Source organism: Mesorhizobium sp. B2-8-5, from assembly GCF_006440675.2.
Lineage (GTDB): Bacteria > Pseudomonadota > Alphaproteobacteria > Rhizobiales > Rhizobiaceae > Mesorhizobium.
Window position 1 is genome coordinate 607,707 of the sequence record NZ_CP083951.1, and the last position, 15,283, is coordinate 622,989.

The 15,283-nt window shown below is 63.9% G+C and carries 15 protein-coding genes; 5 read left to right on the forward strand and 10 right to left on the reverse strand.

Annotation, left to right across the window (positions count from 1 at the left end):
• The 5 genes from FJ430_RS02810 to FJ430_RS02830 all read right to left on the reverse strand — a co-directional run bounded on the left by FJ430_RS02810 (position 1) and on the right by FJ430_RS02830 (position 5,593).
• Positions 1-747, reverse strand: a complete 747-nt coding sequence (locus FJ430_RS02810; RefSeq protein WP_226892049.1) for an ABC transporter permease — start codon at positions 745-747, stop codon at positions 1-3.
• Between the two features lie 175 nt (positions 748-922).
• The gene (locus FJ430_RS02815) at positions 923-1,765 is read right to left on the reverse strand and encodes a transporter substrate-binding domain-containing protein (RefSeq protein ID WP_210242107.1); all 843 of its coding nucleotides are present in this window, start codon (positions 1,763-1,765) and stop codon (positions 923-925) included.
• 185 nt (positions 1,766-1,950) lie between these two features.
• Entirely contained in the window at positions 1,951-2,946 is a 996-nt protein-coding gene (locus FJ430_RS02820) for an ABC transporter permease (protein WP_140708437.1), read from the reverse strand.
• Positions 2,943-4,508, reverse strand: a complete 1,566-nt coding sequence (locus FJ430_RS02825; protein ID WP_140641639.1) for a sugar ABC transporter ATP-binding protein — start codon at positions 4,506-4,508, stop codon at positions 2,943-2,945. Before FJ430_RS02825 ends, FJ430_RS02820 begins: the two co-directional genes overlap by 4 nt.
• A gap of 122 nt (positions 4,509-4,630) precedes the next feature.
• Positions 4,631-5,593: a sugar-binding protein gene (locus FJ430_RS02830; protein WP_140641641.1), complete on the reverse strand. Its 963-nt coding sequence runs from the start codon at positions 5,591-5,593 to the stop codon at positions 4,631-4,633.
• Between the two features lie 629 nt (positions 5,594-6,222).
• On the opposite strand from FJ430_RS02830, the gene FJ430_RS02835 reads away from it, so the two are divergent.
• The 4 genes from FJ430_RS02835 to FJ430_RS02850 all read left to right on the forward strand — a co-directional run bounded on the left by FJ430_RS02835 (position 6,223) and on the right by FJ430_RS02850 (position 9,203).
• Positions 6,223-7,329 (forward strand): LacI family DNA-binding transcriptional regulator, encoded by a 1,107-nt coding sequence (locus tag FJ430_RS02835; RefSeq protein ID WP_181175513.1) that lies wholly within the window; start codon positions 6,223-6,225, stop codon positions 7,327-7,329.
• Positions 7,330-7,417: 88 nt separating this feature from the next.
• Positions 7,418-7,723, forward strand: a complete 306-nt coding sequence (locus FJ430_RS02840; RefSeq protein ID WP_140708439.1) for a DUF1778 domain-containing protein — start codon at positions 7,418-7,420, stop codon at positions 7,721-7,723.
• Positions 7,723-8,259, forward strand: a complete 537-nt coding sequence (locus tag FJ430_RS02845; RefSeq protein WP_140641655.1) for a GNAT family N-acetyltransferase — start codon at positions 7,723-7,725, stop codon at positions 8,257-8,259. Before FJ430_RS02840 ends, FJ430_RS02845 begins: the two co-directional genes overlap by 1 nt.
• 143 nt (positions 8,260-8,402) lie before the next feature.
• Positions 8,403-9,203, forward strand: a complete 801-nt coding sequence (locus FJ430_RS02850; protein WP_140708441.1) for a class I SAM-dependent methyltransferase — start codon at positions 8,403-8,405, stop codon at positions 9,201-9,203.
• A 3-nt stretch (positions 9,204-9,206) separates the two neighbouring features.
• Here FJ430_RS02850 and FJ430_RS02855 read toward each other — a convergent pair whose 3' ends face one another.
• Positions 9,207-9,938 (reverse strand): helix-turn-helix transcriptional regulator, encoded by a 732-nt coding sequence (locus FJ430_RS02855; RefSeq protein WP_140708443.1) that lies wholly within the window; start codon positions 9,936-9,938, stop codon positions 9,207-9,209.
• 124 nt (positions 9,939-10,062) lie between these two features.
• On the opposite strand from FJ430_RS02855, the gene FJ430_RS02860 reads away from it, so the two are divergent.
• The gene (locus FJ430_RS02860; protein WP_140708445.1) at positions 10,063-10,698 is read left to right on the forward strand and encodes a LysE family translocator; all 636 of its coding nucleotides are present in this window, start codon (positions 10,063-10,065) and stop codon (positions 10,696-10,698) included.
• 22 nt (positions 10,699-10,720) lie between these two features.
• On the opposite strand, the gene FJ430_RS02865 is transcribed toward FJ430_RS02860, so the two are convergent.
• The 4 genes from FJ430_RS02865 to FJ430_RS02880 form a co-directional block, all read right to left on the reverse strand.
• A complete protein-coding gene (locus tag FJ430_RS02865) occupies positions 10,721-11,812 on the reverse strand; it encodes a 3-deoxy-7-phosphoheptulonate synthase (protein WP_140641678.1) in 1,092 nt (363 codons plus the stop codon).
• Positions 11,813-12,263: 451 nt separating this feature from the next.
• On the reverse strand, positions 12,264-13,058 hold the full coding sequence (locus FJ430_RS02870) for an SDR family oxidoreductase (RefSeq protein WP_140708447.1): 795 nt from the start codon (positions 13,056-13,058) through the stop codon (positions 12,264-12,266).
• Positions 13,059-13,435: 377 nt separating this feature from the next.
• The gene (gene iolG / locus FJ430_RS02875) at positions 13,436-14,428 is read right to left on the reverse strand and encodes an inositol 2-dehydrogenase (RefSeq protein WP_140708449.1); all 993 of its coding nucleotides are present in this window, start codon (positions 14,426-14,428) and stop codon (positions 13,436-13,438) included.
• Positions 14,429-14,511: 83 nt separating this feature from the next.
• Positions 14,512-15,282, reverse strand: a complete 771-nt coding sequence (locus tag FJ430_RS02880) for an ATP-binding cassette domain-containing protein (protein WP_140641685.1) — start codon at positions 15,280-15,282, stop codon at positions 14,512-14,514.
• Position 15,283: the final 1 nt, after the last annotated feature.

A 15,283-nucleotide genomic window follows, 5' to 3' on the forward strand; every position in this document is an offset into this window, starting at 1 on the left:
TTATTTCGGCCGGGTGAAACTGCGCGAAGTGTAACGCTCGGCCTTCTCGAAGATCGGCGTCGAGATCGAGGTCATCACCAGATAAAGGATGCCGGCGACCGTGTAGAAAAGCAGCGAATGATGCGTCGAACGCGCGGCCTTGTTCGCGGTGAGCATCAGCTCGGCGACGCCGGTGACCGAGATCAGCGCCGAATCCTTGATGGTCAATTGCCAGACATTGCCCAGCCCAGGCACGGCGAGGCGCAGGACCTGCGGCATGATCACGAGGCGAAACCGCAGCCAGGCCGACATGCCATAGGCACGCGCCGCTTCCAGCTCGCCGCGGTGGATCGCCAGGAACGACCCGCGAAAAACCTCCGCTTGATAGGCGCCGGAAATGATGCCGACCGCGAGAACGCCGCCGAGGAAGCTCGGCATGTTCAAGATGTCGGTCGAGCCGATCGATCCGGTGGACCTTGCCACGCCGGTCAAGACCTGCGTGCCGCCATAGTAGAACAGATAGATGATCAGCAGTTCCGGCTCGCCGCGAAACACGGTTGTGTAGCTCTCGCCGATGAACCTCAATCCGCCGTGATGCGAAAGCTTGGCCGCCGCAACCAGCGAGCCCAGCACGGCACCAATCAGCATCGAGACGACGGTGACGGCGAGCGTCCAGCCGATGCCCCAGAGCAGTTGCACGCCCCAGCCGGCGGCCAACAGCTCATAGGCCGTCGACACCTGGTCCTTGAGATCGTTGAGAAACTCCACGTACGGCTCCTGCGGGCGTCGACGGGTTGCCCGCCTTAAAGCGCGTGTCAAAACGGGTTAGGCGACGCGCTTTAAGGCCTTGCCTTGATGCACGTCGTTCTCCCAAAACCGCTGCGCACTTTTGGGCGACATGCAAAGCAAAACGGAAGCAGCCTTGGCTGCTCCCGTTGCGACATTACTTGGTAATGTCGATCTTGAACCACTGCAGGCTGTATTTCGACACCGAGCCGTCGTCGAGAGCCGCCTTGAGCGCCTTGTTGTAAATGTCCTGCAGGTCCTTGTCGGTCTTGCGGAAAGCGGCGCCGATGCCCGGCCCGAGGATCGGGCCACCCTTGAATTGCGGGCCGACGAATTCCAGGTCCTTGGCGTCCGGCTTGGCCAGCGTGCCGAGGAAGTAGGTGGTGTCGGCGAAAGCGACGTCGATGCGGCCCGCCATCAGGTCGAGGTCATGCTCGTCGGTGGTCTTGTATTCATGGACGTTGGCGACGTCCTTGAGATACTTGTCGGCAAACGTCGCCTCGGTGGTCGAAACCTGCAGGCCGACATTCTTGCCGGTGAGCTCCTTGCGCAGCGTGTCGAGCGCCGCCTTGGATTCGGCGTCGTCCTTCGACAGATCGATCATCTTGCCGCTGTTGGACAGCTGCGCCAGCGGACCGTTCTTGTCGGCAAGGAAAGCCACCGGCGAAGAGGCATAGGGGATCGAGAAGTCGATGGTCTTCATGCGCTCTTCGGTGATCGACATGCCATCCATGACGATGTCGAACTTGCCGGCCGTCAGGCCGGGAATGACGCCGTCCCAGTCCTGCGCCACGATGTTGCATTCCAGCTTCGCGCGGGCGCAGACGTCGTTGAGGATATCCACCTCGAAGCCGACGATCTTGCCGCTGGCATCCGTCTGGTTCCAGGGGGCGTAGGAGCCCTCCATGGCGACCGTCACGGTCTTCCAGTCCTTGGCCATTGCCGGGGTCGAGCAGGTCAACGCCAGCGCGGCGAGCGCGATCCAACGTGCTGATGTCACGGTAATTTCTCCCATATTCTGTTCTTGGAACCCTCAGATGCCAATTGCTTAGCCCAGCCCCAATTCTGCGACAAGGGCAGTTTTCCGGTTCACGCGTTGTTGCAATCCGCCCGCGAATCCGGGTCTGCCCGGTGGGTTTTCCCGCGAGCATCGGTCCAATCAGAACCGTGAATGTTAAAGCGAGGCTACTCCGCCGGCGCGCCCGCAACGTTTTGGCGCGTCGCTTCGACCATGCGGCGGCGGGCGCGGAAGACGCCCCATTGCTGGTCGACCAGCACGCCGATCAGGATCACGCCGCCCATCACGGCGAAGTTGAGCGAGGAGGGAATGCCGAGCAGGTTGACGAGGTTCTGCAACTCCTGCAGCAGCACGGTGCCGAGGATGACGCCGACCAGCGAGCCCTCGCCGCCGCGCAGCGAGAAGCCGCCCAGCACCGCCGCCGCAATGGCATAGAGCTCGTAGAACTGGCCGTGGCTCGCCGGCGAGATCGAGCGCGTGTACATGGCGAAATAGATCGCAGACAGCGCTGTCAGGACGCCGCAGATGACATAGGCCGCGATGATCACCCGGCCCGTGCGGATGCCGGAATATTTCGCCGCTTCCTCGTTCTTGCCGATAGCGTAGAGGTAGCGGCCGAATACCGAGCGGTGCAGCACCACCCACATGACGATGCCGATGACGATCAGCGCGATGAAGCTGTTCGGCAGGCCATAGGAGCGACCCGCGGTCAGGAATTCGAGCGTCGGGAAATTCTGGCCGAAGGCGAAGCCCGCCGTGCCGTCGGCGGTGTAGAAGCGCGCCACGCCGCGATAGATGAGCAGGCCGCACAGCGTCACCACGAAGGGCTGCAGTTTCAGCCGCGTGATCAGCCAGCCATGCACGAAGCCGATGATGGCGCCAAGCACCAGGATCAGCACGAAGGCCAGCGGCCAGTTCACCTCGCGCACCGCGATGAAGTCGATGAACAGCGTGCCGAGCAGGGCGACCAGCGAGCCGACCGACAATTCTATGCCGCCGGTGATGATGACGAAGGCCTGGCCGATCGACAGGATGCCGAACAGCGCCACCAGGTTGGAGGTGTTGGCGAGGTTGATCGCCGACAGGAAGCGCGGGTTGATGGCCGTCACCACCGCGCCGACCACCAAGATCAGGATCAGCAGGCCGAGATCTTTCTTGCTCATTGCGCTCCTCCCGCCGCTTGCAGCAATTTCGGCTTCTTGCCGACCGCCAGCAAGAGCACGTTCTCCTGGCTGAAATCGTCCTTGTCGAGGATGCCGGAGATCTGCCCCTCATGCATGACCGCGATGCGGTCCGACACGCCGATCACCTCTTCCATGTCGCTGGAGATCATCAGCACGGCGACGCCGGCATCGGCCAGCGCTCGCATCAGCCCGTAGATCTCGGCCTTGGCGCCGATGTCGATGCCGCGCGTCGGCTCATCCAGGATCATCACCTTCGGGTTCATCGCCAGCCATTTGGCCAGAACCACCTTCTGCTGGTTGCCGCCTGACAAAGTGCCGGTGCGGGTCAGGACCGACGGTGCCTTGATGCCGAGGTTTTTCTTCTGCTTTTCGGCCGTCGCGAGTTCAGCGCTGGCGGACACCAGTGAGCGCCTGGCATGCGCAGGCAGATTGGGCAGCGAGATGTTCTGGGCGATCGACAGGTCGAGCAATATGCCGGTCAGCTTGCGGTCCTCCGGCACCAGGAAGATGCCGTTCGCCACCGCGTCCGCCGCCGAGCCTACATCGAGCGGCTTGCCGTCGAGCGTGACACTGCCTGCCAACCGCTCGTCGATGCCGAACAGCACGCGCGCCAACTCCGTGCGGCCGGAGCCGACTAGGCCCGCGAGGCCGAGGATCTCGCCGTGTCTCAATTCCAGGCTGACCGGCCGGTCGGGATAGGTGCTGGTGCGGATCGCGTCCGCCGACAGGGCCACGCTGCCCGGCGCGCGGGCGGCTTCGCCGGCCTTCTCGCGCTCCTTCAGCATGCGGCCGATCATCAGCCTGACCATCTCGTCGTGATTGATCTGGTCCTTTGCCAGCGTGCCGGCCAGCGTGCCGTCGCGCAGCACCACGACACGGTCGGCGACGCGCTCGATCTCATGCAGCCGGTGCGAGATGAAGATGACGCTGATGCCTTCCGCCTTCAGGCCCTTGATGACGTCGAGCAGCTTTTCGGTCTCGGCGATCGGCAGGCTGGAGGTCGGCTCGTCGAGGATGACCAGGCGCGCCTTGATCGACAGCGCCTTGGCGATCTCGACCATCTGCTGCTGGGCGAGCGACAGCGAAGCCACCGGCGCGTCGGCCGAGAAATTGGCGCCGACGCGCTTCAGGAGCGGCGCCACCATCTCGCGCAGTTTCGCGCGGTCGACCAGCTTCAGCGGCCCAGCGCGCAGCGGCTCGCGGCCGAAGAAGATGTTGGCGGCGACGTCGAGGTTTTCGAAGAGGTTGAGCTCCTGGTGCACGAAGGCGATGCCGGAGCCGATGCTTTGCTCGACGGTCAATCCGTCATGCGCCGCGCCATCGACGGCAACGGTGCCGCTGTCCGGCCGCGTCACGCCGCCGAGGATTTTCATCAGCGTCGATTTGCCGGCGCCGTTTTCGCCGACGAGGCCGATGACTTCGCCGGGCCGGACCTCCATCGAAAACCTGTCCAGCGCCACAACACCCGGATAGGTCTTGCGCACGGCCTCCAGGCCCAGGAACGGAGCGGCGATCGGTTGAGTGGTGTCGGTAGAGGTCATCGCGCCATAGTTTACCGCACGGGGCAGCAGCCGGTGGGCCACAGACTGACGGGCCTTGGCAGGTCCGTCAATACGAACGCCGGCTCAAGGTGGACCCTCGAGCCGGCGCAACTGTCTTGGGCTTACTTGCCCGCCATCGCCTTGAGGTTGGCGGCGTAGGTGTCGACGTCATCCTTGCCGATGATCTTGGTCGGGATGATGATCAGGTTACCGGCCGGGATGCCCGACTTGTCGCCCTTGAGGTAGGCGGCCATCAGCTTCATGCCTTGATAGGCCCATTCGAACGGCTGCTGCACCACGGTCGCGGCGACAGTGCCTTCCTTGACGCCGCCCAGCGTGATCGGATCGTCGTCGAAGCCGACGACGGTGATCTGGCCAAGCTTGCCGGCATCGCGCAGCGCTTCGTAGATGCGGGGCGTGTTGTAGGAGTAGAAGCCGACCATGCAGGTGATGTCGGGGCTGGCGACCAGCGCGTCCTCGACATTCTTCTTGGCGCGCGCCTGGTCGATGTCGTCGCCGCGCACGTCGACCAGCTCGATCTTGCTGCCGGCGAGCCCGTCCTTCATGCCCTGGATGCGCTCCTTGGCGTTGTCGGCGCCGAGCAGGCCGACGAAGCCGAGGCACTTGCCGCCGTTCGGCATCGCCTTCTTGGCGATCTCGGCCGCCTGCTTGCCGGCATCGACATTGGACGAGCCGATATAGGCGACACGCTTGGTCTGCGGCGCGTCCGAGTCGGTGGTGAACAGCGCCGTTTCCGACGCGATCTTGTTCAACCCGTCGGTCGAGGTCTTGGGATCGACGGCCGAGACCATGATGCCCTTGACGCCTGCCGTCACCAGGTCGTCCATCAGCCGCTGCTGGATGGCGACCGAGGACTGTTCCGGATATTTGAGCTCGAGATTGTAGTCGGGCAGTTCACCCTGCGCTTTCTTCACGCCGGCTTCCGCCGCCTTCCAGAAGTCTGACGCACCGTTGACGACGAAGGCCAGCGTCGGCTTGTCGTCGGCGCGCACGCTGGCGCTTACCGACAGGCCGACAAGCAGGGCCGCCGCGGCGACAGATGCGTTACGGATCATGGATTTCATAGTTCAACCTCCCTTGTAGAACTTGCCTTGTAGAACTCTTCGCTGATGTCCCGGCTGCGGCGCGGATAACCCTCCTCCTCAAGGGTGTGGCGCAAAGGTCCGCCGACTTAAGAACGGTGCCGATCCGGCCGCGGTCAAGACACTAGACACTCATGTGGCGTTCGTAAATAGTCCGATTTGTCTGACATTTTCGTGAGACGGAGTGCACACCCAATCCGGCATGCCGCCGGGTTCCAAGCAAGCATCCTTCGCACTTTGCCGGCACCGAACGGAAGCCCGGACGGTTACGACGAGTTGACAGTAGAACGCTAACAGCTATTAGTAAAGAGTATTAGTTATGAGGCCGCGAGGCGCGCTTTCGACGCGGAGGAGAACGCTGGTCGAAGGGCGCGCCAGGAGTGAGGGGAGCGAACGCCGCAACGCTTGAAACCGCGCGGAAAATACGGGAATCGTCAGCATTGCTGACCTTGTCTGGCGGTTTCGTCGCGAAGCGGCGCAGCCGGCGATTTGCCTGTCGCGCTTGCTAATATGTATTAGCCGAGCGCAATGTCGATAAACGCACCGACCTCGACCATCTTGCCGTTGCCGTCGGCCTTTGCTTTAGAGCCGGCTGGGTTTGGGAAACGACCATGAGCGAACCGACGGAACTGAGCGATCCCCCCGGAGCTTCCAAGCGCCGCAAGCCGGCCGCCAAGCCCAAGGGACGCGTCACCATGACCGACATCGCGCGCGCCGCCGGCTGCTCGCAGGCGACGGTGTCGTTCGTGCTCAACAATTCACCGGGCATCAGGCTGTCGCAGCAGACACGCGACCGGGTGATCGAGGCAGCCCGAGCGCTGGGCTATTCGCCGCCGGTCTTTTCAGCGCTGCGGCCGCCGGTGACGCCGTTCGAAGGCCTCGACGGCGTCATCGGCTTCGCGGTCGACCAGCTCGCCACCAGCCCCGAGGCGGTGGTCGCCATCGAGGGCGCCCGGCAAGCCTCCTGGAACGCCGGCAATGTGCTTCTGGTGGCGCAGACCATGGGCGACGCGGTGATGGAGCCGCGCGCGGTTTCAGCACTGACAAGGCGAGGCATCTCGGCGCTGATCTACATGACCATCTTCACCCGCGAGATCGCCGCGCCGGATTTCCTCTACAGCCTCGACATCCCGGTGATCCTGCTCAACTGCTACACCGCCGACTATGCCTTCCCGGCCGTGGTTCCCTCCGAGATCGCCGGCGGCCAGAGCGCGACAAGGCACCTGATCGCCCACGGCCATCGCCGCATCGCCACCGTCACCGGCGAGCCTTGGATGCAAGCCGCGCAGGACCGACTGAAAGGTTATCGCCGCGCCTTGGCCACCGCCGACATCCCGTTCGACCCGGAACTGGTGGTCGAGGGCGACTGGTCGGCCAGCGCCGGCTATGCCGCGACGGTCAAGCTGCTCGGGCTCAAGGAGCGGCCGACCGCCATCTTCTGCCAGAACGACCGAACCGCGATCGGCTGCTACGAAGCGCTGAAGGAAGCGGGCCTGCATATCCCGCAGGACATTTCGGTGGTCGGCTATGACGACGAGGAGATCGCCCGGCACCTCTTCCCGCCGCTGACCACCTCCATCCTGCCGCATCTGGCGATGGGCCAATGGGCGATCGAGCAGTTGGAAACGCCGCCAACGCCCGGCCGCGGCCGCTATCCCATCACCAAGCTCGAATGCCCGCTGGTGGAGCGGGAGAGCGTGGCCAGTGTGAAGGAATAGGTACCCCAGATCACCACTTCAAAGCCGATACGTATTGACATTGTATTGACAGTCGCTAGATATCTGATCCTGACATAGGAGGATTTCGATGGCGCATTCCAGTCATGTCGGCAGCAATCGCGACGCAGCGCGCAAGGACGACGTGATTCAGATCCGCGCCTCGGCGGGGATGAAGGCTATTCTCAACCGCGCCGCGAGTTTGCGCGGGCAGAAGCTGTCGGAGTTCATGCTGGACAGTGCCCGCAGGCAGGCCGAGGAGACGATTCTCGACCAGCGCGCCTTCTTTCTCGATACGGACGCGCATGAAAAATTTCTCAACCTGCTTGATGCTCCGAACAAACCGTCGGAGGAGCTTCGCGCGCGTATGACGCGTAAGCCGGCCTGGGAGCGCTGATGTCCGCTGGCCGACCGCAAGGATGGCGAGTCCGCGCTCCGGAACGGCTGACCATTAGCCACGACGTATCTGAATTTCACAATGGCAAGCATTCATCTCTCGATGACTGGCTGCGAAACCGCGCCTTGGTTGCCGAAGGACTGTCCGCCCGAACCTATGTCGTCTGTGACGCGGGCACTAAAAATCGCGTCGTCGGTTATTATGCGATCTCGACGGCGATGGAAGAACGGATCGCGCTGCCAAGCGCAAAGCTTCGGCGAGGCATGCCCGAGCAAGTGCCCCTGCTGCTGATCGGTCGCCTTGCGGTCGATCAGACGTTCCAGGGAATGGGACTCGGAGGCGACCTGCTTTCCGACGCGCTTAGGCGATGTCTCGCTGTCTCGGACATTGCCGGGGTTCGTGCTGTGGTGGCACACGCGATCGATGATGCAGCAATGGGTTTCTATCAACGGCATGGCTTCATCGCGTCTCTGCTTGGCGAGCGGATCATGCTGCTGCCAATCGAAACCGCTCAGGCGTTATTCTCGAACGTTTGAGCCTGATCCCATAGCCAGGCGAGCGTGAGATCGCCCACATAAACACCTGTATGCACCACGCTATCCTTGCTCCGATTACGATCGCTCTGTGTCTTGGCAGCAATTCCGCCGAGGTTTAGCTTGGGCTCATATGGGAGGCTCCAATGGCATCCAACTTCACCGTTCACGCCGCATCCGGTTATGAGCAACTTATGGGGCGATGGAGCCGCAGGCTCGCGCCCAAGTTCATCGACTTCGCCGGTCTGGCCGGCGGCGAAAAAATCCTCGATGTCGGCTGCGGCACCGGCAGCCTGGCCTTCGAATTGGCAAAATCGGCCGATCTTGCCGAGATCCAGGCCATCGACTTTTCACCGGTTTTCGTCGCGGCGGCGAACGAGAGGAACACCGATCCGCGCGTCACCATCAGTCAGGCCGACGCCACGGCGCTGCCATTCGCGGACAACGCGTTCGACCGCGCGTTGGCGTTGCTGGTGCTGCACTTCGTGCCGGAGGCCGGCAAGGCGGTGGCAGAGATGCGCCGCGTGGTGCGTCCGGGCGGCGTGGTCGCGGCCGTGGTCTGGGATCATTACGGCGGCATGCCTGGCATGCGCATGATGATCGACACCGTCGCGGCGCTCAGCGAAAGCGGGCGCCAGATGCGCGGCCGCTATTGCTTCCAGCCGATGATGCAGCCGGGCGAGATGAAGCGGACGTTTGTCGAGCAAGATCTCATCGACGTCAGCGAGGCCGAGCTCATGATCCGCATGGACTACACGGATTTCGACGACTTCTGGGCGCCGATCGGCGCCGGCGAAGGCCCGCTCGGCAAATACATGACCACGTTGGATCCGGCCGAGCGGGAGCGCGTCGAAGCCGCCGTGCGCGATGCCTATCAGGCCGGCCGGCCCGACGGGCCGCGGTCCTTCGCCAATGTCGCCTGGGCCTGTCGGGGCATCGTGCCCTGAAAGTCACCTCGACCGCGGCGGGGCGGCGCCTCGGTTGCCGGCAGCGGCCGAAGCATTGATCTCCCAGCCGTCCACCCAGACCTGCCGCAGCCGGTCGCCCTCGCCCTTGAACCACAGGCCTGCCGGCCGGCAGTCCTCGATGCGGTCGCTGCGGAAATTGCGGATGGCCTGGCGCAGTTCGCACCAGGCGACGATGTTGGCGGTCTCGGCATAGTAGATCAGCGCGACCGGGCGGATGACACGGCCGGTCGCCCGCCCCGCCTCGTCGCGATAGGAGAGGTCGAGCTTCTCCTCGTCGCGGATGGCGCGGCGGACCAGAGCGAGATCGACGGCGGAAGCGGAAGGCGCTGCAAAACCCCAGGCATGAAGGGCGTTGGCGTCCAGCGTCTGCCGCAAGGGCGGCGGCACCGCGCCGGCGATCTTGGCGCCGACGCGCTTCGCGGCCTGCTTGAGCTCATCGTCGCCGGTACGTTCGAGCAGCGCCAGCGACAGCACGATCGCTTCCATCTCCTCGATGGAAAACATCAGCGGCGGCAGGTCGAAGCCGGGACGCAGTATGTAGCCGATGCCACGCCCGCCCTCGATCGGCACGCGCATCGCCTGCAGCGCGACGATGTCGCGATAGACCGAGCGGACCGTGACCTCCAGCCGCCCGGCGATCGTCGCCGCCGTGACCGGCTTCTTGGCCAGCCGCAGGATCTGGATGATCTCGAACAGGCGCGAGGCCTTGCGCATTTTTTCTCACCCGAAACGCAACTGACACATCCCCGTCAGTTGGGATCGCCTATAGGGCCGCCTACCGACTTGAAAATCAACAGGTTCCTTTTTGCGCAAGCGGGTAATGCGACGGGCAACTGACATGAGCTACGCCGAAAACCTCTGGCTGTTCTTCGTGCTTCTGTTCGGCATCATCGCCGTTCCGGGCATGGACATGCTGTTCGTGCTGGCCAACGCGCTGACCGGCGGCAGCAACAGGGGTCTCGCCGCCACCGGCGGCATCATGCTTGGCGGCGCCGTACACACGCTGAACGGCGCCATCGGCGTCGGCCTGCTCATGCATTTCGCGCCGATCCTGTTCACGCCGCTGCTGGTAGCCGGCGCCGCCTACATGGCCTATATCGGCATTTCGCTGATGCGCAGCTCGATCACCGTCGGCGACGACGGGCCTTCGGGGAGCCGCTCGGCCTGGAAGGCGTTTCGCCAGGGACTGGTCACCTGCCTGATCAATCCGAAGGCCTATCTCTTCATCCTAGCCGTCTATCCGCAATTCCTGAAGCCGGCTTACGGCCCGATCTGGATGCAGGCGACGATCATGGGATTGCTGACGGTCGCCACGCAGGCCGCGATCTATGGCGGGCTCGCCGTCACGGCGGGGCGCAGCCGGGGGCTGCTGGTCGACAATCCGCAAGCGACAATCCTGGCCGGACGGGGCGCCGGACTGCTTTTGTTTGCCGTTTCGATATTCACTGCCTGGGAAGGATTGAGGGCGGCGTGAGCGCCGCCCTCACCTTTTTCGCTCAAGCAGCGCCCTGACGGGTGGCGAGCATCTCGCGCTTCACCGACCGGCGCCATTCGACGGCGCCGGCGAGGCCGTGCAGCACCGTTTCGGTGGTCGCCCAGTCGATGCAGCCGTCGGTGATGCTCTGGCCGTAGACGAGCGGCTTGCCAGGCACGACATCCTGACGGCCGGCGACGAGATTGCTCTCGATCATGACGCCGACGATGCGCTCGTCGCCCGCGGCAACCTGCTCCGCCACGTCATGCGCGACCTTTGGCTGGTTCTCCGGCTTCTTGGCGCTGTTGGCGTGGCTGACATCGATCATCAGCCGCGGCGCTATACCGATCCGGCCAAGCTCGGCAGCGGCCGCTTCAACGCTCGCCGCATCATAGTTCGGCTGGACGCCGCCACGCAGAATAACGTGGCAATCCTCGTTGCCGGTGGTTGCCGCAATGGCGCTGCGTCCACCCTTGGTCACCGCCATGAAATGATGCGGCTGAGCGGCCGACTTCACCGCCTCGGCGGCAATGCGCAAATTGCCGTCGGTGCCGTTCTTGAAGCCGACCGGGCAGGACAGGCCCGAGGCCAGTTCGCGGTGGATCTGGCTTTCGGTGGTGCGCGCGCCGATGGCGCCCCAGGCGACGAGATCGGCGATGTATTGCGGGATGGTCATGTCGAGGAACTCGGTCGCCGCCGGCAGGCCGAGATTGTTGACGGCCGACAGCACGTTGCGCGCCATGCGCAACCCCTTTTCGATGTTGAAGCTGCCGTCGAGGTCGGGATCGTTGATCAGGCCCTTCCAGCCGACCGTGGTGCGCGGCTTCTCGAAATAGACGCGCATGACGATCTCGAGCCGGTCGGCCAAGGTTTCGCGCAGCGCCGCCAGACGGCTGGCATAGTCAACGGCGGCGACCGGATCGTGGATGGAACAAGGGCCGACGATGACAAGCAGTCGATCGTCGGCCCCCGAGAGGATGGAATGGATGGCGTTGCGCGCGGTGGCGACGGTGCGCGTCGCCGTCAGCGTGCGCGATATTTCGCGCATCACCTCGTCCGGCGTGCTCAAGGCTCTGATTTCGGTGACCCGAAGGTCGTCTGTGGTGGTCAACACGGCTTTCTGCTCCTGGTTTAGGAGACCTGCCGGCTGAAACAAAAAAGCCGCCAGGTCTGGCGGCTTGTCGGATGTTTGATCTGCAAATCTTCAGATCGAGCGCAATCCTCCCGCCGCCAGCGAGCTGCTAAAGTACCAATAGGTGGCGGTCAGGTTGATCATGCGGCTCATATAGTCGATGCGGGAGTGTTTGTCACGCGGGTGATGAGAGCCAATTCGGAATGGCCGAATCTCGCGATTTCGTCATCCCAGGGCGAAGCAGGAGCGAAGCTCCGTCGCGGAGACCCTGGGATCCATTCCGTGACCTTGGCCGAGGGTTGCACCGGAGCAAATTCTGCGCCGCTGCGCCGCTTCAAAGTAACGGCATGGATCCTCGGGTCTGCGCGCGTCGCTTCGCTCCTTGCTCCGCCCGTGGATGACGAAGTGACGGTTTCCACCGGGCTCGCCGTCACTACTCCCCGATCACGCCAGCAATGTTCTGGTCATAATCGACCAACGAGCCGGTCATGACGCCGGCCTGGGGGCTCAGCATATAGGTGATCAGCCGGGCAAGCTGCGCCGGCTTGACCAGTTGGCCCATGGGCTGCGCTGCCTCGGCCTTTGCCAGCCAATCGTCGGGGGCGTCGTGCCACTTCTTCTGCACGATCGCCTCGCCTTCGGTGTCCATCCAGCCGGGCAGCACCGCGTTGCAGCGGATGCGGTTCTTCCGGTAGGAGCTCGCAACATTCTTGGTCAGCGTCATCAGCGCGCCCTTGCTGGTCGAATAGGGCGTCAGGAACGACTGGCCGGCATGCGCCGACATCGACAGCACGTTGACGATCGAGCCGGGCGCCTTGCGTTCGAGCAGATGCGCGACGAGGCCCTGCATCAGGAAGAAGGGGCCGCGCACATTGGTGTCGAAGATCTGGTCGAAAAGCTCTTCCGAGGTCTCGACCAGCGAGCCGCGCGCGGAAGTGGCGGCGGCGTTGACCAGCGCGTTCAGCGTGCCGAAATGCGCGATGGCCGTTGCCACGGCGCGCTTGCAATCGGCGACCTTGGCGACATCGGCGCTGATGAAGATGGCGTCGACGCCGTTCTTCTTCAGCGCCGCGACCGCCCTGTCGCCCTTTTCCTGCGAGCGGCCGATCAGGGCCAGCGCGCGGCAGCCCTCGTCGGCCAAGGCTTCCGCAACCGCGAAGCCGATGCCCTGCGCGCCGCCGGTGACGATGGCACGCGTTTCTGAATTGCGACCGGCCAAACCGTTCATCGCTCTGCTCCTGTGTTTTGAATGACCAATGGATTTTCGAGGTTCATTGACGTTCCGATCAGCTTCCCGGTGCCTTGTCGCGACGTTCACAACTTGGCCGAGGCGTCCCCAACTTCGTCATCCTAGGGCGAAGCAGGAGCGAAGCTCCGTCGCGGAGACCCTAGGATCCATGCCGTGACCCCGGCCGAAGAATGCCGCGGCGCAGAATTCTGGACCGTTGGGCACCGCTCCGATGTAACGGCATGGATCCTCGGGTCTGCGCGCGTCGCTTCGCTCCTTGCTCCGCCCGTGGATGACGACGCGATGGATGTTCCGGCTACTCGCCACCCTTGCAGACCAACAAACCGACCATCCTTCAAAGCGTTCGCCCAGCCGGACTAGTCGACGCGGACGGTCTTGCCCGTCTTGGCCGACTGCAAGGCAGCGTCCGCCAGCTTCAGCGCGATCAGCCCATCCTTGCCGCTCGGTGCCGCCTTCTTGCCTGCGGTGGCAGCGGCGATGAAGGAGGCGATCTCATTGGCATAGGCGTCGATGTAGCGGGTCATGAAGAAGTCGTGCAGCGGCGGGCGGGTGTAGCCCTTGTCGTTGGCGAGCTCGATCGACACCGGCCGCTGGTTCTCGGCCGCGACCATGCCCTTGGAGCCATGCACCTCGATGCGCTGGTCGTAGCCATAGGTGGCACGGCGCGAATTGGAGATGACGGCCTGCTTGCCGGAGGCGGTTTCGAGGATGACGCTGACGCTATCGAAATCGCCTGCTTCGCCGATCTTCCTGTCGACCAGCACGGAGGCGTGGGCGCTCACCGCAACCGGCTCCTCGCCGAGCAGGAAGCGCGCCATGTCGAAATCATGGATGGTCATATCGCGAAAAATGCCGCCCGAGCGGGCGATGTAATCGAGCGGCGGGGCGCCGGGATCGCGCGACGTGATGGTGACCATCTCGACCGTGCCGATGGCGCCGTCATCGATCGCCTTGCGGACGGCGGCGAAATGCGGATCGAAGCGGCGGTTGAAGCCGACCATCAGCGTGGCGCCGGTCTTTTCGACCACCGCCAGGCATTTTTCGACGCGCTCGACGGAGAGGTCGATCGGCTTTTCGCAGAAGATCGCCTTGCCGGCCTTGGCGAAGCGCTCGATCAGATCGGCGTGGGTGTCGGTCGGCGTGCAGATGATGACGGCGTCGATGTCCTTGGCCTTCTCGATCGCCTCGATCGTGCGGACTTCCGCGCCATAGGCGGAAGCGAGCTCCGTCGCCGCTTTCTCGAACGCATCGGCGACGGCGACCAGCTTGGCCTGCGGGTTGGAGGCGACGGCGCGGGCATGCACCTTGCCGATACGGCCGGCGCCGAGGAGAGCGAAGCGGAGTGTCATGGAATGTCCTTCGAGGGTGGGTTTTGTAGGCATATCCGCGCCTTCCGGCGCGGATGACTGGTTTGATCCCGTCGTGGCCCCCGTCAGGCGGCCTGCAGCTCCGCCTGTCCGGTCTTGGCGCCGGTGATGTAGGCGACGATGTCGTTGCCGTCGGTGTCTTGTTTGCGCAGATTGGCGACGATCTTGCCGCGACGGAAGACGACGATGCGGTCGACCAGGTCGAACACCTGGCGCATGTTGTGGCTGACCAGGATCAGCGGCTCGCCGTTTTCCTTCAGCGTGCGGATGATGTTTTCGACCTGCGCCGTCTCTTGCACGCCGAGCGCCGCCGTCGGCTCGTCCATGATGATCAGCTTGGAGGCGAAGGTCGCGGTCCTGGCGATCGCCACGCACTGGCGCTGGCCGCCCGACATGTGGCGAATGGTGCTGGAGAGGTTCGGGATCTTCACCGCCGTGCGGACAAGTGCTGCCTCCGTCGCCTTGCGCATCGCCTTGCGGTCGAGGATCGAGAACGGCCCGAGATTGAACAGCACCTTCTCGCGGCCGAGGAACAGGTTCGACGGCACGTCGAGGTCGTCGGCCAGAGCGAGGTTCTGGAACACTGTCTCGATGCCCGCCTCGCGCGCCTCGATCGGGCCGGCGAAATTCACCTCCTTGCCGTCGAACCAGATCTTGCCGTCGGTGCGCTGCTCGACGCCGGTGATCTGGCGCACGAAGGTCGACTTGCCGGCGCCGTTGTCGCCCATGATGGCGACGTGCTCGCCCTTGCGCAGCTCGAAATTCGCCTCCTGGAGCGCGTGCACGCCGCCATAGTGCTTGGTGAGGTTTTCGGTCTTCAGAACGATGTCGGACATG

Bases quoted from the DNA above. Each gene is read 5' to 3' on its own strand.
- FJ430_RS02820 (WP_140708437.1), bottom strand. From the start codon at position 2,946: ATGAGCAAGAAAGATCTCGGCCTGCTGATCCTGATCTTGGTGGTCGGC.
- FJ430_RS02825 (WP_140641639.1), bottom strand. From the start codon at position 4,508: ATGACCTCTACCGACACCACTCAACCGATCGCCGCTCCGTTCCTGGGC.
- FJ430_RS02830 (WP_140641641.1), bottom strand. From the start codon at position 5,593: ATGAAATCCATGATCCGTAACGCATCTGTCGCCGCGGCGGCCCTGCTT.
- FJ430_RS02835 (WP_181175513.1), top strand. From the start codon at position 6,223: ATGAGCGAACCGACGGAACTGAGCGATCCCCCCGGAGCTTCCAAGCGC.
- FJ430_RS02840 (WP_140708439.1), top strand. From the start codon at position 7,418: ATGGCGCATTCCAGTCATGTCGGCAGCAATCGCGACGCAGCGCGCAAG.
- FJ430_RS02845 (WP_140641655.1), top strand. From the start codon at position 7,723: ATGTCCGCTGGCCGACCGCAAGGATGGCGAGTCCGCGCTCCGGAACGG.
- FJ430_RS02850 (WP_140708441.1), top strand. From the start codon at position 8,403: ATGGCATCCAACTTCACCGTTCACGCCGCATCCGGTTATGAGCAACTT.
- FJ430_RS02855 (WP_140708443.1), bottom strand. From the start codon at position 9,938: ATGCGCAAGGCCTCGCGCCTGTTCGAGATCATCCAGATCCTGCGGCTG.
- FJ430_RS02860 (WP_140708445.1), top strand. From the start codon at position 10,063: ATGAGCTACGCCGAAAACCTCTGGCTGTTCTTCGTGCTTCTGTTCGGC.
- FJ430_RS02870 (WP_140708447.1), bottom strand. From the start codon at position 13,058: ATGAACGGTTTGGCCGGTCGCAATTCAGAAACGCGTGCCATCGTCACC.
- iolG (WP_140708449.1), bottom strand. From the start codon at position 14,428: ATGACACTCCGCTTCGCTCTCCTCGGCGCCGGCCGTATCGGCAAGGTG.
- FJ430_RS02880 (WP_140641685.1), bottom strand. From the start codon at position 15,282: ATGTCCGACATCGTTCTGAAGACCGAAAACCTCACCAAGCACTATGGC.